The following is a 20,517-nucleotide window of genomic DNA, read 5'->3' as shown; positions in this document are numbered from 1 at the left end:
AACACTTCCTCGCCTTCGCCGGCATCGCCGCAGCCCTCATCAGCTACCGCCGACTCACCAACTGAAACGACGTCTAATGCCCTGTGCGCCGCCGACGGAGTGGTGTGCCTCGGCACCCGGAGCCTCGCCCGCGAACTGCGCGACGAACAGGCCAAGCGCGTCACGTCCCAGACGGCGACCACGAAAATGAGTTTCCTCGACGACGACAACGTGGAGATGAACTTCGTCAAGGGGAAATGGCAGAAGCTCCGGTTCCACACCCCCGAGACTCTGGAACCCCTGCTCCGTCGCTACTTCAAGGACGTACAGGTCACCGACCTCAGCGGGTCCAACCTCAAGGCGACTTGCCGCCGCCCCATCGCCCTTCCCAAGGAGGAATACGAGAAGGCATTCGAAGAGGAATTCAACATGCCGTACCCGAATGGCTTCCGCCATGACAGACATCTGGAATTGGTGGGAAATTTGATAAAATTGGTAGTAGAGAGGAATGAATCTCTCGCCAATTAATAAACGCCATTGGGGAGCGTATGTCGGAGCGAATGCAGATACAAATTGAATCGCGAAGTCGGTACCGCATCATGTGGCTGGCAGGCGTGCGGCACGTAGCCCTCGACCAGCACTGCCTGCGCAGCTTCGGCCAGCCCGACCGCCCCCGGTGGACCCCCGCCGCCGGCACCAGACCCTCGAACTCCCGCGCCACAATCCGCCGCTGGCCTGGTACCTGTGTGCCCTACCCAACCCATGGAACTGGAGCCATAACGCCCACCTGGCCTTCGAGAGCGCCCCGGGAGAGCAGTGGGACGGCCCCGCCCTGGTGCCGGGACTGCACGTACACCTCAACAACGCTCGCCCGATCACCGGATGGGGCGAGCACAGCATTCCCGCCGACGAGCCGCGCCGAAGTTCCGTGCGTTTCCGGACCTGCCGCAATTACCAGTTCGCCTGGTGGCTGCGGACCCAGCGTGACGCGCCGGACGCGCCCCCGGAATACGTCCCGCCCAAGAAGCCCGGTGACGGCGAGCAGATGTCGTTGCTATGAGTGAGGGGGGTGAGGTCAGGCCTCACCCCCCTTTCAGCATCGTCGACTACCGCTTGTCCTACTGTTCCTCGCGGCGACCGAAGTAGGCCTTCCACCATTCCAGGCGGTGCTGCGAATCGGTAGGGAAGACCGCCTTGGTGATTCTGATCAACGTCTTAGCCAGAAGCGCCAAGATGGTGATCAGCAACCACGCCCACCAAGGCGCAGCGAGGTGAAAAGGAAACTGCGGCACGGCATCCTCCAAGAAGCTGAGGCGCAGCCGTTACGCAGGACTAGATGCCTCCCTCAGGGCAGTGCGCAACGAGGCGCCCCTTCCGTCAAGATGGAACGGGAAGCGGCGTCCGTCCGGAGCCCGTGGGACTAGCGGCGAGCTATGTCGTGCCAAACCGCAGGGAATCTGGAAAGCCTGTACAGGTGGGCGGGGGGAGTGCCGCCGAGGGCTGCTGAGGCCTAGAGTCCTCAGCGAGCCAAGCAGGAAGACGAAAAGCCAAGCGCCGAAAAACAGTCGAGCGAAGAAGCGGAAGAGGGCGCTGACTTGGAGGCGATGCAAGGTCACCTTCTGCGAAGCGGCAGCCCTGGACTCAAACCCGAGAAGGTCAGGTTCCAGGCCATACCGCTTCAGCTCCGACCAGCCGGCGGCCATCAGGGAAGTTCCGAGGCCAGGCCGCGCGTGGTTGAGTGCGAACCAGAAACCTGCGAAGCGCGAGTAGCCGGGTTGCGGACACGGGTACGCCATGGGCGACAGCACCATGGACAGCCGCAGCTCCTCATCCGCCGTGTCGCAGGCGAAAGGGCAACGCCGCGGCCACGGCCAAAAGGTGAACAGCGAGTCGCGCGACGTATGGGCAGGCGGCCTGAGACTCCTCCACCAGGAAACTTGGGCGGCCCACGTGCCCCCGGAAAGTTGGGCAGCCCAACTGCCCCCGCAGAGGGTGACGTTGAGGCTGATGACCGACATGCCTCCGAAAGTAGCCTGGACGCGCGAAGGGGCGAGGGCATTTGCCCCCTGTGTGAGCGCCATCACTGCGTGACCTACCGGCGCGTCCCATGTAACTGATGAGCGATCATGGACGTGGGGCGCGGGGGTGCACCCGAGCTTGTGGAGGACCCCGCCGTGGGACGCCCCGACAAAGCCGCGCGTGCGGCCATCGCGCGCCGCCGCTCGGACGCCATCGATCTACGCCTCGCCGGCGTGGACTGGCTAACCATCGCCCGCAAGCTCGCCGCCGACCCGGCCGCCAACTCAGACGGCATCGCCTACCCCCAGGGGTACGGGATCGAGCGGTACCGCAAGAACCAGGACCCGCCGAGCGACGAGGCCCTGATCCACGCCGCCTGCCGGGACGTCCGCACCGCCCTGGCCGACCGCCGCGCCGAGCTGAACGATGACGTCGACGAGCTGCGCGCCCTGGAAGCGGATCGACTGGACCGGCTGTTCTTCGTCGCCTACAAGAAGGCCGTCCGCGACCAGGACCTCGCCGCGATCGACCGGACCCTTCGCATCATGGAGCGCCGTGCGCGCCTCCTCGGCCTCGACATGCCCGTACGCACCGAGCTGTCAGGCCCTGACGGCGGGGCGGTCCAGATCGAGAACGTGACCGCGGATGAACTTGACGCCCTGATCGCGCTCACGGACCCGGCCGCCGAGTGAGGCCGCGCGATCACGCAAGCGTCATCGCCCGCTACAAGACGCTCCCCACCGCGCAGCGCCGAGCCATCGCACAGGCCGCTTCCCCCACGCTGCGCGCCGAGCTCGCGCAAGCCGAACGTCAGCTCGCCATGGACCGCTCCCCGGGCGCGCTGGCGGCCGTACTCACCGGGGGACGAGAGATGCAGGCACCTCACCTGGACCTCATCGACCAGGCGTTCATCGACATGGCGGAAGGCCGCTGTGACCGCGTCATGCTCACTATGCCCCCGCGGCACGGCAAGAGCCGACGCGCCTCCCGCTGGGCCCCGCTGTGGTACCTCCGGCGCAACCCCGGCCACCGCATGATGATCGCCAGCTACTCCGCCGACCTGGCTGACGATCACGGGCGGTGGATCAGGGACGCCATCTACACCTGGGGCGACGAACTCGGTATCCAGCTCAAGACCGGCAGCCAGGCCGCCAACCGATTCGACATCGTCGGCGGCGAAGGAGGGCTCCTCGCCGCAGGCATCGGCGGCGGCCTCACCGGACGACGCGCCCACATCGCCATCGTGGACGACCCGGTCAAGGACATGGCCGACGCTGACTCCCCAACCATGCGCAAGCGGGCCTGGGACTGGTGGACTTCCGTACTGCAGACCCGACTCGAACCCACCGGTGCGATCTGCCTGATCCAGACTCGCTGGCACGAAGACGACCTTGCCGGGCGCATCCTCGCCACCGAGCGTGAAGCCTGGCGCGTCATCGACCTGCCAGCCCTGGCCGACAGCCCCGATGACCCGCTCGGCCGGGCACCCGGCGAGCCACTGTGGCCACAGCGATTCGACGCCGCCCACCACGCCCGGACCCGCAAGCGCGTCGGCGAACGAGTCTGGGGTGCCCTCTACATGCAGAAGCCCCGCCCGCCCGAGGGAGGCGTGTGGAAGCGCGAGTGGATCGACACCGCCCGTATCAACGCCGTCCAGTTCTCCGGCATCGACATGGCGCGCATCGTCGTGGCTGTCGACCCCGCCGGCGGAGAGTCCACCGTCGGCGACGAGACCGGAGTCATCGGCGTCGGCCGAGACTTCGACAGGCAGCTGTACGTCCTCGCCGACCGGTCCGGCTCCATGGGAGCGAACGACTGGGGCCTGGCCGCCTGCCGCCTCGCGCTCGAACTCAAGGCCGACGCCATCGTGGTCGAGAAGAACTATGGCGGGGACATGGCCCGCCAGATCGTCACGCAGGCATGGGAGCAGCTACGCCGCGAAGGCGTCACCAAGGGCCTGCTCATGCCGATGATCCTGGAAGTCACCGCCAAGGTCGGAAAGCGCCTGCGCGCCGCACCGGTAGCCCAGCTCTACGAGCAGCAGCTCGTCCACCACGTCGGCGATTACACCGAGCTGGAAGACCAGATGGTCACCTGGGTCGAAGGAATGGACAGCCCGGACCGTATGGACGCAGCCGTGCACGGGCTGACGGAGCTGGCTGACCCGGATCAACTTGACACGCTGCCAACGGACATCGACGACGACCGCTTCGACGGCCGCCGCTGATCCCCGCCCGGTGCAGGGAACCGGAAACAGCCCCAAGAGGAAAGGCCAAGCCCACCCGGAACAACGAACCGCTGCTAGCCTCCCGATCATGGGGACCAGGGGGAGTTGGGCCACAGTCCTGTGCATCGCAGCCATCACCGCTGCGTGCCTCACGGGCTGTTCGTCGAAGACTGAGAAGCCGCGCCACGAGGAGCAGCGCGCCGCCCACCTTGACCGCGTACGCGAGACGTACCGGCTCGGACGAAGCGAAGGGCTGGCCTTGCAGCGGCAGAAGATCGCCAACGGTGCAGCGCCCGCCTATTCCAGCCCGAGCGAGAAGGAGTGCGCCGACCGATGGGACCAGCTCGGCGAACACGAGCAGAGCGCGGGCGATCGTGGCGGCTTCCTGGCCGCGTGCTCCTCGTTCCCCGCGCCGGGACTGCCGGGGTACGACGAGGCAGTGGCCGAAGCCACCGGGAGCACGTTGAGGCCGTAACGCGGCCAGCCGGACTACGGCCCTAGTTGCCGATCATCAGATGCGCGGGGAAGTAGCAGTCGCCTGTGTCGTTTGCGTGCCTCTTCTTGCGCATGAGCAGCTCGTCAAGCCGTACTCGGTCGTCGAGGACGTAGAACAGGTCGGTGCCGTCGAGCGTGAGGAAGGCGGTCCCCTCGCTGAAGGCGGACCGGGCGCCCGAGCTGAAGCCGTTGACGCTGATGAACAGACCCAGTGCGTTCTTCCCCTTCCGACGCACCTTCTCGTTGAACAGCAGCAACGGCCCGGCCTCGACAGCACCCTTCAACCATTTCGCTTCCAGGATGTAGTCGTCTGTGTCGAAGGTGATTGACCCGTCGATCTGCTGGAATTCAAGGTCAAACCCGAGGCGGGGTTGCATGTCGAAGAGTTCGAACAGCGAGAACAGGAACGACTCGAAGGCGCGACCGGCACTCTGCCGGTTGGTGTCCGACTGCAATCGCAGGAACTCCTCCTTCAGCTCGCCAAGGCGCTGCGAGAAGCCACGGCGATGCTTCTCGCGCTCCGCTTGTTGGGCTTGTTGTTCGTCGACTGCTGCCCGTTCTTCAAGAAGGCCACGGAAGCGTTCAGTCCAGGTCCTGAGGTCGGCCACAGCGTCCCTGGCTTGAGCCAGCAGCTTCTCGGCCTCGGGCTGTCGCTTGAGGGTGGGGAACGATTCCATCTGTGAGATCTCAAGCATGAGAGAGAGCGTGAGGTCCTGGTATCGGTCCTCCCCGACCCTGAGCCGTTCCACGAACTGCCCTGCGAAGACCACCTTGTAGTTCGTGAAGTCCAGTCCGCTGACCAGCTCGGGGTGATCCGACGCGCGGACTTGGAGGAACCGGGCAAGATCCGGCTTGTACCAGTAGATCCGGGCCAACGCCTCAGTCAGGGCTTCGTACGCCGCCGGCTCGATCTTCCGCGCTCGCCTAGACGTCAAGGTGCCCCCGCCCTGGACAACGGAGGCCAGCGCCGCTGCCACCCTCCCGGGAAGGTGATGTTACCCAGCCGGAGTGACAGATTTGTCAGGTTGAGGACAGCTCGCTTCGTCTACGCCGTAACCTGATCTTGCGGCGCGGGGCCGACTGCCTGGAGGGCACCGTGGGCCTGCGCGAGCTGATCACCGACGTCTGGAGCTGGCTGGACTACAAGCCAGTCATGGCCGACCCGCGCCGACCGGGGCGCAACGCCTGGGCGGAGCTGACCTCATCCTGGGTGCCCGACGAGGACCTGCGCCGACTCGCTGCCTATCGCCTACTGGCCGCGTACGACTCGAACCAAGCCGGGCAGGTCGCCGCGATCACCGGGGATGACGAGGCCGGAACCGAACGACGTGAATTGGGCGACGCTTCGAAGCTGGTCGATACTGCCCTCGGCTACCTCCTCGGCTCCGAGCAGACCATCACGGTCGCGGGTGCCGAGCACGCCGACGACGAACCGACCGACGAGGCCGCCATGGCGCTGGCCGTTCAGGAGAAGCTGAGGGAGTGGGCGGAGAAGGAGCTGCTGCCCCTGCGCATCCAGCAAGCGGAGCGGACCGCGATCCTGCTGGGCGATGCGGTCTACAGCCTCGCCTGGGAGCCTGCGAAGGGCCGTGTCCTTCTGCGCACGTGGGATCCGGGCTTGTACTTCCCGGAGTGGCCGGAGGACGGCGAGCAGGACGTCGCCGAGTTCCCCACGCGTGTCCACCTGGCGTGGGAGCTGCCGGAGGACAAGCGGCGCGGCCTGAAAGCCCGGCTGCGCCGAGTTACGTACGAACTGGGCCCGATCGCCCCGGCCAGCCGACGCGGTATGGCGAAGAACGGAAACGCCGTGCGCGAGTACGTCTACGCCGACGATAGGGAGCCAGTCCTGACTCCTGGCGACTCCTTCGACAGGGAGACCGGGGTGATCACCCGCGCCTACCCGTGGGCGCAGAACCGGCCGATTCCGTGGACGTGCTACCTCACTGACGCCGAATGGGAGCTGGACGATCTCAAGTACGCCGACTTCCTCTACGACCTGCCCATGCACAAGGCCACGTACCGGGCCCGATCGGATGGTGAAGTCCTCGACCGGCTCGACCTGATGGTTGACTTCATCCCCCTCGTCCACGTCACCAACAGCATCCCCGCCAGCGGCGAGCACTGGGGGAAACCCACCATCGCCACCGTCCTCCAGGCGCTCGATGAGCTGTCCGCCACGGACACCGACAGCTCCGGCGCTTCGGCTACCACCGGTTCGCCGATCATCGGCCTGGCCGGTGCCAGGCTGCCCATCGACCGTGCCACCGGTCAGCCCCTCCCGGTCAAGGTCCGGGCTGGGACGGTATGGCAGCTCAACGACAACGGCCGCATGGACGTCCTGGACACCTCTGCCCAGCTCGCCGAGCTACGAGCCCGCATCGACCACATCCTCGACCGCGTCGCCGCGAACAGCCGCCTCACCGCAGCCGGCCTGGGCACGCTCGACCCGACCGCTCTGCCGTCCGGCTACGCGCTGCAACTCGCCCTGGGCCCACTGGACTCCCTGGTGGCCGCCATGCGCTTGGCCCGAACCCACAAGTACGCCGTCCTACTGCGCATGGTGCAACGCCTCCACCAAGCTGGGCAGGCCGAAGGATGGCCCGCGGGGGAGTCCCTCCCAGCCCGCCTGGCGTGGGGCCCGCACACTCCCACCGACCGGGCTGCGGTCCTCGACGAGGTGGTCAAGGGCGTGGGCGCCGGTGTGCTGTCTGTGGAGACCGGCGTCCGCATGCTGATGGACGCTGGCTACCCCATCGATGACGCTCAGGAGGAGATCGAGCGAATTCAGAAGCGGGCGTTCGACGCAGCCGCTCGGCTCGCTGATGCGACAGGTGACCACACGGCTGTGCGTGCATACCTCGGACTGCCCCAGAGTTCGCCGGAGATTCCAGCTGTTCCACTGATGGAGTAGTCGTGAGGCGCGATTATAGGAAGGTGCGTGCAGGGCCGCCACCTGGGCCGTGAGCATTCACCCGTTCGGCCTAAAGATCGGGCGCCAAGACCCCTGTACACGCAACCTGGATTTACCGCAGGCGCCAGTCAGGTGATCTGAGGGAGGTGTCATGTGCGCGGATACGGTGTACGTCTGGGAGGATGATCCAGGAGCGCCTCCGTCGTCGCGGTCCCCAGTTGCTCGGCCAGCGCCTAAGCTTGATCAACCCCCCTTGCCGGTTGTAATCGAAGGCTCGGTTCCAGGGGCATTTCACAGTAGCGACTACAAGCTTCGTTACTGGTCCGCCGCAGATGCCGCACGTCGAACAATTGACTGGGTTAAGGAGGCCGTGCCGGGTGAGCTCAAGTGGCATAAGGACGTAGGCAGGAAGCTCACGGTCCACTTGGACGATGGAGAGCGATTCAACGCCTGGTATAACCGGACTGGGGTTTACTTCTTCCACGGCACGGCTAATAACCAAACGATCTACTCGGCTGAAAGTCCCGATATCGTGTCTCATGAAATGGGGCATGCGGTGCTTGATGCCATAAACCCTAGACTGTTCGGGGTCAATGACCCCCAGGTCTACGCGTTCCATGAGGCATTTGGTGATATCTCGTCAATGCTCTCGTCTCTCACGGTGGATGGTTTCTGTTCAGCAGTTATATTTGACACCGGTGGCGATCTGAAGAAGTCATCTCGGCTTTCGCGTACGGGTGAACAAATGGCTTGGGCTTTGCGGCGATCCAGGCCGCATAAGGTAGAGCAGACGTGTTTGCGTGATGCCGCGAATGAGTTCTACTATATGGACCCGATGACTCTCCCCTTGCGTGCGCCAGCTGTGCAGCTGTGTGCAGAGGAGCACTCTTTCTCGCGAGTGTTCTCCGCCGCGTTTCTAGATGCCTTGGCGGAGACCTTTTATGGAAACACGGTCGAGAGGCTTCAAGATTCAGCCAAGGAGATGGCGAAGATTCTCGTTGCGGCTGTTGCTGCGACTCCAATGTCCACTCGTCATTTTGCTGACGTTGCGGCCCATATGTTGGCTGTCGATAGGGTCATGTATAGCGGCAGTCATAGTGTCGAATTGCGGGCGGCGTTTGTCGATCGCGGCATCCTCTCTCTTTCCGAGTCATCTGAATTGACGCAAGCCGTCTTGGATTCTGGAACTGAGGCTATAGAGCGCGTAATCGGAGCTGAGACTCTCGAGTGGCCGGAGCTGTCCGCAATGCCAATGCCAGGAGCGAGATACGGGCTTAGAGAAAATTTCCTGGTTATTGCCCCATCCGAACCTCCTCGGTTTGTGAACCCTGTGCCCCCCAATGGTGACGACGAGAATCGACCCCAGAGGGCCGCTACGTTCTTTGTTGACTCGCTGTTCAGTCAAGGGGAGATAAGGGTCCCTGACGAGCTCATCACGGAAAAGTCTCCCATGTATCGACAAATAGAGTCGTACACACACGAGATCGTTAGGGCTGCCTCTGGACTGTACGAGCTGAGGCGTGTAGGATTCGACGATTCGAACGAGGGTAAGGGCCACCCATGAACAGCGAACACGAGCAGAGCCCTGTAGTCGGGGCAGGGCAACGGGAGGCCCGGCAGCCGTCTGAGCGCGGCCAAGATCTTCTTCGGCGCGTCCGTCAACGTTTCATCGAGACTCTCTTGGTTCACGGCGAGGCTGTGCCCGAGGGGCAAGAGGTTCCAGAGGATGCGACTCACGAGTTGCGCCGAGATGAGGATGGGAACCTGATCGCGCGGCGTCGCCACTTCTCCGCGTTTTGATCTTCGTGCATCGCACGCATCCGGGTCGGATGCATCAACATTGTTTTTTGCGGTGAACGCCACCACGACTGTGGGGACGTAGCGAGCTGTTCCAGCCGCCCGCCGTGGACCACGACCCCTCCGAACCTACGCCCGGCCGGGCGGCTCGTCGAGCCCAGGATGCTCATGCCAGGTCCAGGCCCAGCCTGGTATCCGGCCGGCAGAACTGGCACGACTCGATGTTCGGATCGGTGAGCGCCGCCCGCGCCTCGTCCGGCCTGATCCGATGCGGTGTCCCCTCGATCATTGTGCAGTCGGCGAGGTGGATGAAGGTGGGCTCGGGTCCGTGAGGAGTGCGCTTCTGCTGCACGACGTAACCGGTCCGAGTGGGCGGCAGAGCGAAATCTGGCAGCGAGCCGCCGACCTTCACGCGGCCCCTCTGCCGCTGTCGCTGGGGCGGATGCTCGACTTCGGTGAGGGCTTTCTGGACTGCGTCGCGCTGGAGTCGCAGGTAGATGCCGATCGTGTCGTTGTCTGTGATCTGCCGGTCGAGGTGCGCCAGGATCGCCCGAAGGCGGGGCGGGTCAGGGGGCAGGTCGGACATGGCGTGCACCGTGCAGCGCCGCCCAGGCCGCCGACCGCTGGCCCTGCCAGTACGAGTGGAACAGCACCTCTGACGACAGGTGGATCAGTCGCGTCCGGAGCGCGGTGCGCGGGCGCGCGGTGAGCTGCCTGTAGGTGGCGTGCCAGTCCTCCTGTGCTCGGGCCAGGTCCTCGGGAATCTGTCGCATGACCAGATTCAATCATGTGTTCGATTTTTACCACCAGTGAGGCTTGGGGTTGTCACCTCGGGAAATGGCAGGCAGGGCCTGTCCCCGTCGTCACCGGCCTCGACGCCAGCGCCGGGGATGCTGGTGTTGGCCAGGCGCCGGCTCGGTGACGACGTAGCTCCGCACGTGGTCGACCTGAGACCGCCTGCCGTTCGCCGACGGTGCGTTCGACGATGTGGTCGCATCGCCGGTGCTGCAGTGCCTGGACCGCGCTGATGCTGAGGGAGGACTACGCCTGGCTGCTGCAGAAACCAGGCTGCGTATTCGACGCTCTGCAGCGACTGCGCGCCCACGCCGAGCCTTCCAAAGTCGTTAGCGGAAGTCGTAGTCCTCATCCATGCCGCTGGAGAGCCAAATTTCCTCGGCTCCAGCGAAGGAGTAGCCCCCAGGCTCCTCCTCATGGTCAACCGAGTCCGGACCCTCGATGTGATCCTCGCCGATCATGCACCGGCAGCGGAAGATCTCCTGGGTTAGTTCACTGTTGACGATGCTGTTGACGGCGCGGTCGTGCAAAGGTCCCGTGGGCATACCCCGATGCTACCGAGTTGGACCAACGCTCCCCTTAGGGCTGTTGATCTCCCAGTCGTAAGCGTCGCCGCCGCACGGAAGAGGAGAGGAAGCGGGGTACGGATGGGAACCGGGCCGTGGCTTTTCGGAGCCATGGAAGGTGTAACTCCCGCACAGTGAGTGAGTAGGGACGCCTTCGGTTCGAAACGCCGGCTAGTGCTCCTGATGCGCCTCCTGATGGTTGATCACAAAGGCGAAAGGGCGGTGGTGCACCATTACCGATGCACCAACCGCCCTTCGTCTCAGTCGGAACCCTCAACTACCTCTTCCGCACTGACAAGTTCATCCGGGTCCACACCGAGTGCTTCGGCGATGGCCTCGAACTCGGTGAGTACGGCCTTCAGGTCTTCGACGATCTCTTGGGCGATCACTCCGGGCGGTAGCTGGCTGTCCGCGTCGGCCAGCGCCGGATCCTTCATCCAGGTGATGTCGAGGTTGACCTTGTCGCGGGCCATCAGCTCGTCGTACGTGAAGGGCTTGAAGCGTCCCGACTCAAGCTCTGTGCGCTCGGCGCGAGGCTTGCCCGGCAGGTATGCGTCCACGAACTCTTGGAGGTCAGCCTTGCGCAGGGGGCGGGTCTTGAGGGTGAAGTGCTTTGCTGTGCGCAGGTCATAGACCCAGGTCGTCGTGGTGTGGGGCTTGCCGTCGGTCCGCGGGGCCTTCTTGTCGAAGAACAGGACGTTCGCCTTCACACCTCCGGCGTAGAAGATGCCGGTGGGTAGCCGCAGGATGGTGTGCAGGTCGAAGTCCTGCAGCAGACGGCGGCGGATCTTCTCGCCTGCGCCACCTTCGAAGAGGACGTTGTCGGGCAGGACGACGGCAGCTCGGCCGTTGATGGCCATCAACGACATGATGTGCTGCAAAAAGTTGAGCTGTTTGTTGGTAGTGCTGGCGCGGAAGTCGTCGCGGTCGTACGAGATGTCCTCACGTTCGGACTTCCCGTCGGTGCCGATTACGGTGATCGCGGATTTCTTCCCGAAGGGAGGGTTCGCCAGGACGAGCGATGCGTGTCGGGATGGCTTCTTGGCGAGGGCGTCCTCGACCTTGATCAAGGTTGGGCCGTCGCTGTGACCAATACCGTGGAGCAGCATGTTCATCGCGGCGAGGCGGGCGGTACCGGGCACCAGCTCGGTGCCGAAGATGTTCCCCTCCAGGGCAAGCCGCTGCTCGCGGGACATGCTGCTGCCGTAGTGCTTGCGAATGTACTGACGAGCAGCAATGAGAAACCCGCCCGTGCCGCAAGCCGGATCGGTGATCGTGTCCTCGAGCGTGGGCTGAGTCACCTCGACCATCGCGTCGATCAGCACACGAGGCGTGAAGTACTGGCCGGCACCGGTCTTGGTGTCCTCGGCACCCTTGGCTAGGAGACCCTCGTACGCATCGCCCTTGAGGTCGGTGCCGGTGCCTGTCCAGTCCTGGGCGCCGATCAGATCGACGGCGAGCTTCTGCAGCAGCGCGGGCTCGGTGATCCGGTTCTGTGCCTTGGCGAAGATCGTGCCGAGGGTCGTGCCGGGATGCTTGGCAAGCTCGGTGAGGGTATTGCGGTACTGCTCCTCCAGTGCCGTGCCGGTCTTGGAGACGAGCGCCTGCCAGTCGTAGTCAGTGGGGACGATGCGTGCTGCAGAGGGGTCGTCAGCGAATGGGTCGTTGGCGATCTCGTCAGCCATCTTGAGGAAGAGCAGATACGAGAGCTGCTCGACGTACTCGATGGTGGACAACCCATTGTCGCGCAGGACGTTGCAGTAGTTCCAGAGCTTGGCTACCAGTGCGCCGGTCTGGGGGGAAGCGGCGGTGGTCATACGTCAAACTCCTGTTGGGCGGGGGCGGTGCGAGGACGCCGCGAAGCGCGGCGGCGGGCAGGCTTGGCGGTGTCGGCACGCTCTGCCGCAACGCGGGCGAGCAGGGCGGAGGAGGGCTCGTCGTTGGGGTCTTGAGGGACGAGCCGTCCTTCGAACGCCCGGCGGAGAAGTGCAGCGCGAAGGTGCCGTGAACGGATGCTGATTTTTGTGAGTTGTTCCAGCGACCGGGCGATCTGACGCTCGTAGGACGCCGCTTCCTCGACAGCCTGAAGTTGCACGTCAGGGGTGGGGACAGGCAATTTGGTCCGGAGGATCACACCTTGATCGATCTTAGGCATCGATCCAGCCAGTCCCTTTGCCGACGAGCGGTAGTAGGCCCGGATCTTTGGGCTAGCTAGCCCGAGTGCGGCAAACTCTGGACTCACTCGTTCGTTGGTTCGAACTCGGATCAGTAGGTCAGGGAAGATGGCCCAATTGGGTTCGCCGACGTAGAGGGCTGAGCTTCCCACGAGCTCAGGAGTGTTTGATCGTTGGACAAAGATGTCCCCTGGTTCCAGCCACAATTTCGACACTCGCGCCGGGTCGGCAGAGGTGATCTTGGTATTGGCGTCGGTAAAATTCTTCGTTGTTACAGCCGTCAACGTAAGAGTGCGGATGCCGTCTTGGGCCTCGGTGGCAGGAGCTGAGTGTCCGTTTCGAAGAGGCTCTCGAAGGAGTTGCTCCAGGTGCTCCTCATGACAGGGGGCAAGCCCGTCCATGATGCGCTGTACGGCAGAGTCCCTAAGTCGTCGAAGGCGTAGGCCGCATGTGTCGAGGGTGCTATCCGCGTTGTCGAGCCGTGAGACGTGGTCTTCGAGGGCCTCGACAATGCGGTGCTGTTCTGCAAGCGGTGGGAGGGGGATACGAACTCGCTTCACCTTTGCGGTGCTGAGGGTATACAGCCCACTCGTGGACTGTGCGACTTCCCAGAGCTGAGCGGAAACGGCCGGCGCATTCCACACGGCCTCCAGATAGCTGGCTGAGATCGCAGGACCTGGGCGCACGCGGATGAGATGGTTCTGGTGAACTGCATCCTTGATTGCGTCGCGCCATCTGGCTGCTCGACCGATCTGGTCCGGACTCCCGTTGCCTTCCACCACGAGCAGATCGCCCGGTTCGAGTCGATATCGATCGATCTCGCCGTCGAACAGCTCAATCTCGTGGACTTCAGCGAGGTTCAGCGAACCTCGACCCACATTAGCGACTCGGAGGAACGGAAACTTGTTCTTGACGGGCCTACGCTTTTGCTGTTTCTGGATGCCTCCGCTGACCTCAGCAACATCACCAATCGATGTCCATGCCCACCCCTGCGGTAGCTGGTTCCGTTCTTCGTTCTCACTCACGCCAGTTCCTGGTTCAGTTCCGTCAGGAGTTTCCGTGCCGCCCCCGCGTCCCCGCCGAAGGCGGCGATGAAGCCGCGGCTGCCACCGCGCTCGGTGAAGGGCTCGTGTCGGAGAGCCTCTACCTCGACACCAACGTCGCTGGCTACCCGGTCACGGATCCGCTTCAGCCACCACAGCTGCTCCTCGCTGTACTGCGCGCCCGCTTGTTGCTGGCGCAGCAGCCAGCCAGCAAAGCGTTCCGTGACCGAAGTCCGGTAGGGCCGTAGCTCTGTCTCCGCGCCGAGCTCGTACCTGATCAGCGAGATCAGGTCCGGGATGCCCGCGATAGTACCGCCGTGAGAGACGGCACGCCCCAGATCCTCGTACGCCTGCCACAGTATCTGCGGGGTCCAGTCGTACTGCGGACGCTTAATGTACGCGGCGAGTTCCCGGAGGGCTGCATAGGCAGCATCCGGGGAGACGCGCTTTTGCCCGAGAGCGATTTCTATCGCTGTCAGCTCGTCACGCTTGTTGTCCAAGAGGGTGTGCCAGTCGGCGACGTACTTCTGCGCCCGTTCTTCACGGGGTACTTCACGGAGGGTGGTGATGGTGGCGACGGTGACCTCGTCGATCGTCAGGTCTTCCTGGCGCCGCATTCCCATGATGACCTTGCGGAGCTCGGCGCTTGCCAGCGGTGCGACCGCCGCGCGGATAAGGCCGCGCGCCGCCGCCGGCCCCTGGTCCTGTGTGACCTCGTCCTGGCGGTCGGGATCGCAGGCATCCGTCAGCCATCTGGTGATGGTCACCAGGGTGACGCCGCCCGCAGCGTGGGCAATCGTCTCGTGCTGCTCGTTCGTGAGCTGCTTGCTCAGCCGGCCGAGCCGCCGCGCCAGCACGTCTGTCTCCTCGGCGGTGATGGCCCCTGCCCCCGCCCTGTCGAGCAGCTTCTGCATCGACATCCCCGGAGCAGTGGGAAGCGGCTTCGCCTCTACCAGCTGCGACCGAGTCACACCTGCCGCGTCGATGAGCAGGAACCGGTCCTTCGTCACGGGCGGGACGGACTCGTCCGCGCCCGGTGTGACCTCGCGCAGCTCGGTCGAGTCGATCGACCGCGCTCCGCGCCCCTTCATCTGCTCGAACAACACTGCGCTCTTGACCGACCGCAGGAAGATGACGCACTCGAGCGCGCGCACATCGGTCCCCGTGGCGATCATGTCCACGGTGACAGCGATTCGAAGACGCGGCGAGTTGCGCAGGTCGTTGATCAGTTCGTCCGGGTTCTGGCCGTTCTCCCGGCTCTTGTAGGTGATCTTCGCGGCGAAGTCATCCCCGCGCCCGAAGACCTCCTTCGCCTGCTTGAGCACCTCTTCCGCGTGCGCCTCGCTGACTGCGAAGATCAGCGTCTTGGGGATCTCCTGCCGCCCGGGGAACCAACGCTGCCAGTTGTCCCGGTAGGTCTGCAGGACCGTGCGGATGTCGTCCTCGGCGAGGACGGTGCGGCCGAGCTGCTGACCCGAGTAGGAGAAGTCGTCCTCGAGCTCCTCCAGCCGCCGTCGCCGCGAAGCCCGTTCGAGAACGGGCACCGTGGTCCCCGCCTCGATCGTGGAGCCCTCCTCATGGACGTCCGTCAGTAGCTCGACCACGTCGAAGTCGACGTTAACGCCGTCGGCGACTGCCTTAGCGAAGGAGTAGCTGGAGACCAGGTTCTGGCCGAAGAAGCCCAGGGTCTGCGGCGTGGGCGTGGCTGTGAGTCCGACCAGGTGAGCGTCGAAGTACTCCAGCACGCCTCGCCACAGCCCGTATATCGAGCGGTGACACTCGTCGACGACGATCAGGTCGAACGACTCGATCGGTACGGCGGGGTTGTAGGCGACCTCGATCGGCCGCTCACTCTCGTAGGCGTCGCTGGCCTCGTCCTCGCGGTCGTCCGCTGCATCGTCGTCGACCAGCGGCTGACCGCGCAGCAGCGAGTACATCTTCTGGATGGTGCAGACGACCACCGAAGAGGTTTCCTGCAGGCCTGCCGCGCCCAGGCGGTCCACCCCGTACAGCTCCGAGAACTTCCGGCCGTCGTCCGGGGTGGTGTAGTTGCGGAACTCAGCGAGTGCCTGCTTGCCGAGGTTGTTCCGGTCTACCAAGAAGAGCACCCGCTTGGCTTGCGAGTACTTCAGCAGCCGGTACGTCTCCGTCACCGCAGTGAACGTCTTACCAGCACCGGTGGCCATCTGGATCAGTGCTCGCGGGCGGTCCGCAGCGAGTGAGCTTTCGAGACCGCTGATCGCCTCGATCTGGGCTGGCCGAAGGCCGCCGGTCTCGAGCTCAGGCATGGAGCGAAACCCGGCCCTGAGGGTCGGCGCCTGCGGCAGTTCGTCTGCGCGACGCATCCATGCGGCGATCGTCTCGGGCCGATGGAAGCTGAAGACCTGACGGGACCGGGCGTCCGGATCGATCCGGTTGATGAAGTAGGTCTCCGCGCCGGTCGTCGCGTAGCGGAACGCGAACGGCTCGCTTTCACGCCACACTGCAAGCCGGAACTCTTTGAGGACGCCGCGCGCGTAGCGATCATTTTGGGCCAGGGCTCGGCTTAGTACCTCGCCCTCTCGCTTGGCCTCGACCACACCGACGATCGAGCCGTCGACGTACAGGACGTAGTCGGCACGTCCGGTGGCCACGGTGAACTCACGGACGGCCACACCGCGGCCCGCAGTCGGATTGAGGTCCTCTCGATCTTGGATCAGCCAGCCAGCTTCGATGAGCATCCGATCGATGACCTCACGAGCCTGGACCTCACTCAGGGGCTTGGGGCGCTGTGCCCGCTCCACGATCGCTTCGCGCGCCGCGCGGGCAACCGGAGCCGGCCGCCTCCGAGCCTGCTCGTAGTCCTGTTGCTGAGCGTTGCGCAGCGCGGCGATCTCGGCTTCCAGCTGCTCGATCCGCGAGGCCAGCTCGGCACGCCCTGCCGCCGCACTCTCGACCAGCTTTGCGGCCTCTTCATGCGCACGCCGTTCTGCCTCGGCCTGTTGCTGTCGGGTCTCCGCCAGCTTCGTCCGGGACAGCGCCAGGGCCTGCCGGTAGCTCTCCAGTTCCGCGTGGACCTTCGCGATCTCCGCCGGGTCTGTGACGCCCTGGTCGGCCGTGGGAGGAGCCGGCGGGACGAAGGCGGAGACTGTCCGCTTGCCGGAGATTGCGAGGTGAAACCAGTTGCCCAGTTCATGAGCGGTCTCGACGGCCTTCAGCGCACGGACCGAGTCGAACACGTGCTGGTGCGCCGCGCGATTCCTGCCCCGGCGCAGCTCGTCGAAGGCATTGCGTACCTGCGGAGTGAGGGCGCCGATGCGGGTGAGAGCGTTCAACCGATCGGTCTGCCCGTCCCCGTCGACCCGCAGACCAACCCTGGTGACGAGCTCCTTGGCCAGCACCTCACCGAATTGTCCGGCCTGGACCAGGGCGGCGTTGGGATTGGCGAAGACCGTAGCCTCCGCCAGGGCGCCATAGAGCGCGAGCAGAGGCTGATACTGGAAGAGGACACCGAAGTTCGGGGACCGCCTGGCAAGGTCCCGAAGCCGCTCGTCCATATACGCCGTCCGTCCCCCGCACGCGAGCGTGCCCATCCGCTGATCCAGGTGCAGCAAGCCAGACTACGCAAAAAGAGTGCCGCCCGTGCACGATCGAAAGACCGGTGGGCCCAGAGTAGAGCCCCCTCTCCTCCAGGCCTCTCTCCGAAATCGATCACATGTGCTACCCGTCGGGAGTCACGCTAGAACGCGCCGTACCGCGCCTGCGCCGAACTCGGCCACGTAGAGATCACCCGACTCCGCGACCGCGAGCTGACTAGGGTTCTTAAGCCCTGCAGCCAGTTTTCTAACTCTTCCGTTCTCGAGGCGGAGCAGCTTGCCTGTCTCGAAGTCGCTGAGCGTGATCCCTTCGCTGGTCCAGACCACCCCGCTCAAGCCGACCAGAGCCTGGCCGTCCAGCAGGTCCACAGGTGCGGTGTCCGGCGCCTCCAGTGAAAAGCTCCACAGCCGGTTCCGGCGTTGCTGGGGCGGGTCTCCTGCGTCCGGAGAGCACAACACATAGAGCGTCTTGTCCGTACTCGACATGGCGATGGGCTGGCCCTGAACGGAACTGAGCGGGGTGGACGTACCGTCCATGCTCACCCGCTGAAGCGCGCCCGTGTACATGGCCACGATCAGGTCCTCGCCGTCCCATGCGAAGGCCATTGGCGTGCCTCCGGGCCCTCCCAAGAACCTGATCAGTTTGCTGCTGCGGTAGTCGCTGCTGTGGTGGAGTACCAGAATCCCGGGGTGGTCAAGGAGCCGGACGGCAAGTTCGCCGTCACCGCGGGCGGCCATCGAATCCGTCCCGAGGTTCTGTAGGAGGCGGGAGGGCGCCATGGCGACCAGGCGATAGACGCCGTCCGCTCCGACTCGCCATAGCTCCTGGCCTCGCGTGCTCACGACAAGCCCCTTGGGCGTCCAGGCGACGCCGGCCACCGGAGGCAGGCCAGACAGGTAGGTGGTAATGGTGCCGCTCGGGTGGGCCGCGATCTCCAGACTTGCCTCGGCCGTGCAGCCCTCGTGAAGGCACCGGAGCACGCTGCTACCGGGTTCCTTGGCGAAGATCGCACCGCCTCGGAAGGTTGCGACCTTTGCGTTGCTGGACTCGACCTGGGGATCATCGACCGGTGCGGTCCACGTCGCGGTGCCGTCGGTGAAGTGCCCCATAACGCGCAGGGGAGCCTTGCTCTGACCGCGCAGCAAGAGGTGCGACGGCTCGATGCTGATCTTCATGAGGCGTTCGGGATGGGCGGGGGCAACCGGCTGGCCATCGAAGACACCGCTGTCCTCCCAAATCTTGCGCAGTGGGTCACCCGGTCGGTTTCGTACCCAGGCTGCCCCTATGCCGCGGTCGGAGACATCCCAATGCCAGGCGACATAGTGGCCAACCTGGTAGGTCTCCCGCGTTGCCACGATTCGCTCGCCTGGTATCCCCGCTTCGAGGGTCGCGAGCCGCATACCCGCCAGATCCAGTTGACGCTGCCCGGCCGCATCCGCGAATAGCGGTATGTTCACCTCCACCACCCGGTACCAATTGGTCTGGCCTGGGGCCATGGTGATCCAAACCACATGTGCCGGTCCCTGGCGAGTCCCATCCACCAGGTGGATGCGATGCTCCCCGGCAGGGACACCGGCCACGTCGACGGTCAGGGTGCCGGCCTGGTAGCTGATCTTCTCGAGCTTGTGCTTCTCATCCAGCCACACCTCCACCTGGCTGCTGGCCCGCTCGACCCACAAGGTGAGCGTCGTCCCTTGATCGTGGCGGTACCCGCGGACGGCGGGTGCTCGATCGACATCTCGGTCCAACAAGTCCAGCAATGAGCTGGCGTGGGCCAGGAGCCGCAGGCACTCGCGGCGTGATCGGCAGGGGAGCAGAGGGCGATCCTTGTGCGAACGGTCGCCTTTAAAGAGGCCGATCGCCCCGGCGAACAGTTCGACGAGTCGGTCGGCATCCCGCGTGCGGTCTGAGATACGGATCGGATCCTTCATCTCCCGGAACGCGGCGGTGATGAGCTCGTTGCCGATAGCAGGGCTGCCAATGCGCTGCTGTACCTCGTGTTCGAGTCTCCGGAAAGCAGCGAAGATGGCGTCATCGAACCGGTCCGCCTTCACCAGGTCAGCGCACGATTCGACGACCTCCGGACGTAGAAGGGTCAGATGGACGGCCAACTCCCCATCCCCTGTGCCCGGCAGCGCATACTCATCAGCTCCTGCCAGGGAGGCGGTGCTTGCCGTCGGCAGTTCGGGCAGCTGACTCGCGCTGACGCTATCTTTGTCCACGAAGTCGAGTAGCTCCTCAACTCCATGGATCCTGCGATACGGCCGAGTCCCTCGCCTGTCCACACTGAACTGCCACTGCCAGGAACTGGCCAGCTGCCTGTTGCTCCCCCTCCATAGCTGTGGGAGTTGGTCGGCCAGCACGAACAAGCGACCCATCAGCTCTCGCGCCTGGGTGACCCGGCTATCCGGGGGTACAGAGTCTCCACCAGGGGAGTTCAGCGGCAACGCCAGATGCGCGGCAAAGTCCAAGCTGGATGCTACGAGTTCCTTCTCAGGATCGGCGGAGCCCTTCTGTTCCAGCTCCACAGTCCACTTAACGAACTCGCTCAAGCGCGCCAGATCGTCTATGCCGCCCTCGCATGCTGCCACTCCTCGGAGGGTGAGCCGCACTTCATCGTTGTCCGAGTACCCGTGGGCATGCCATGGCCGGACGATGTAGCGAGAGTCGATTGCAACCAAGGCGGCTTGGGCGTCCTCGATGCCGAGTTCACGGTCGGCCTTGAGGTCAACAGCCGTAAACGTGGGCCAGGAGCCCCGCTGGCCCATCAACTCGTAGACATTCTGAAGCAGAAGCTGGTCCTGAGAATCCAACGCGTCATCACTCACGGGCATGATTCTCCTGTGTGGACCGGCATAGGCGCATGAAGATCGTGCTGAACGCCAGGTACGCCGGGAGATGGCGACGGCGAGCGGTGCCAACGAGCACGCACATC

Annotated in this window: 15 protein-coding genes; 7 read left to right on the top strand and 8 right to left on the bottom strand. The window is 64.5% G+C overall.

Annotated features, from left to right (window positions below; genetic code table 11):
• The 5 genes from LZ604_RS28075 to LZ604_RS28055 form a co-directional block, all read left to right on the top strand.
• Positions 1-507: hypothetical protein (locus LZ604_RS28075; RefSeq protein ID WP_234518450.1), on the top strand; the 507-nt coding region annotated here is incomplete at its 5' end.
• Between the two features lie 148 nt (positions 508-655).
• Positions 656-1,039, top strand: a complete 384-nt coding sequence (locus LZ604_RS28070; RefSeq protein ID WP_234518448.1) for a hypothetical protein — start codon at positions 656-658, stop codon at positions 1,037-1,039.
• A gap of 1,114 nt (positions 1,040-2,153) precedes the next feature.
• The gene (locus LZ604_RS28065; protein ID WP_234518446.1) at positions 2,154-2,690 is read left to right on the top strand and encodes a hypothetical protein; all 537 of its coding nucleotides are present in this window, start codon (positions 2,154-2,156) and stop codon (positions 2,688-2,690) included.
• Positions 2,687-4,225, top strand: a complete 1,539-nt coding sequence (locus LZ604_RS28060; protein WP_234518444.1) for a terminase large subunit domain-containing protein — start codon at positions 2,687-2,689, stop codon at positions 4,223-4,225. Before LZ604_RS28065 ends, LZ604_RS28060 begins: the two co-directional genes overlap by 4 nt.
• An 88-nt stretch (positions 4,226-4,313) precedes the next feature.
• Entirely contained in the window at positions 4,314-4,700 is a 387-nt protein-coding gene (locus tag LZ604_RS28055) for a hypothetical protein (protein WP_234518442.1), read from the top strand.
• Positions 4,701-4,722: 22 nt separating this feature from the next.
• Here LZ604_RS28055 and LZ604_RS28050 read toward each other — a convergent pair whose 3' ends face one another.
• Positions 4,723-5,697 carry a hypothetical protein gene (locus LZ604_RS28050; protein WP_234518440.1) on the bottom strand — a complete coding sequence of 325 codons (975 nt, stop codon included), beginning with the start codon at positions 5,695-5,697 and terminating at the stop codon, positions 4,723-4,725.
• An 86-nt stretch (positions 5,698-5,783) separates the two neighbouring features.
• Here LZ604_RS28050 and LZ604_RS28045 point away from each other — a divergent pair, with 86 nt between their 5' ends.
• Together LZ604_RS28045 and LZ604_RS28040 are read left to right on the top strand one after the other, a co-directional pair.
• A complete protein-coding gene (locus LZ604_RS28045; protein WP_234518438.1) occupies positions 5,784-7,631 on the top strand; it encodes a hypothetical protein in 1,848 nt (615 codons plus the stop codon).
• A gap of 253 nt (positions 7,632-7,884) precedes the next feature.
• Positions 7,885-9,195 (top strand): gluzincin family metallopeptidase, encoded by a 1,311-nt coding sequence (locus LZ604_RS28040; protein WP_234518436.1) that lies wholly within the window; start codon positions 7,885-7,887, stop codon positions 9,193-9,195.
• A 399-nt stretch (positions 9,196-9,594) separates the two neighbouring features.
• Here the strand turns inward: LZ604_RS28040 and LZ604_RS28035 are convergent, their stop codons facing one another.
• The 7 genes from LZ604_RS28035 to LZ604_RS28005 form a co-directional block, all read right to left on the bottom strand.
• Complete coding sequence (locus LZ604_RS28035; RefSeq protein WP_234518434.1) at positions 9,595-10,014, bottom strand: DUF6233 domain-containing protein; 420 nt, start codon at positions 10,012-10,014, stop codon at positions 9,595-9,597.
• The gene (locus LZ604_RS28030) at positions 9,995-10,201 is read right to left on the bottom strand and encodes a DUF8825 domain-containing protein (protein ID WP_234518431.1); all 207 of its coding nucleotides are present in this window, start codon (positions 10,199-10,201) and stop codon (positions 9,995-9,997) included. The genes LZ604_RS28035 and LZ604_RS28030 overlap by 20 nt, the downstream gene beginning before the upstream one ends.
• Positions 10,202-10,552: 351 nt before the next feature.
• Positions 10,553-10,768, bottom strand: coding sequence for a hypothetical protein (locus LZ604_RS28025; RefSeq protein WP_234518428.1), 216 nt, complete (start codon positions 10,766-10,768; stop codon positions 10,553-10,555).
• Positions 10,769-11,049: 281 nt separating this feature from the next.
• A complete protein-coding gene (locus LZ604_RS28020) occupies positions 11,050-12,606 on the bottom strand; it encodes a type I restriction-modification system subunit M (protein WP_234518427.1) in 1,557 nt (518 codons plus the stop codon).
• The gene (locus tag LZ604_RS28015) at positions 12,603-13,988 is read right to left on the bottom strand and encodes a restriction endonuclease subunit S (RefSeq protein WP_234518423.1); all 1,386 of its coding nucleotides are present in this window, start codon (positions 13,986-13,988) and stop codon (positions 12,603-12,605) included. Before LZ604_RS28015 ends, LZ604_RS28020 begins: the two co-directional genes overlap by 4 nt.
• Positions 13,985-17,578 carry a DEAD/DEAH box helicase family protein gene (locus LZ604_RS28010; RefSeq protein ID WP_234518421.1) on the bottom strand — a complete coding sequence of 1,198 codons (3,594 nt, stop codon included), beginning with the start codon at positions 17,576-17,578 and terminating at the stop codon, positions 13,985-13,987. The genes LZ604_RS28015 and LZ604_RS28010 overlap by 4 nt, the downstream gene beginning before the upstream one ends.
• 141 nt (positions 17,579-17,719) lie before the next feature.
• Positions 17,720-20,410, bottom strand: a complete 2,691-nt coding sequence (locus LZ604_RS28005) for a TIGR02391 family protein (protein ID WP_234518419.1) — start codon at positions 20,408-20,410, stop codon at positions 17,720-17,722.
• Positions 20,411-20,517 lie beyond the last annotated feature (107 nt).

It is taken from the genome of Streptomyces glomeratus (assembly GCF_021462825.1).
GTDB classification, from domain to species: Bacteria; Actinomycetota; Actinomycetes; order Streptomycetales; family Streptomycetaceae; genus Streptomyces; species Streptomyces glomeratus.
The sequence above is the reverse complement of the archived record's forward strand: the minus strand, read 5'-3'. Positions and strand labels throughout refer to the sequence as shown.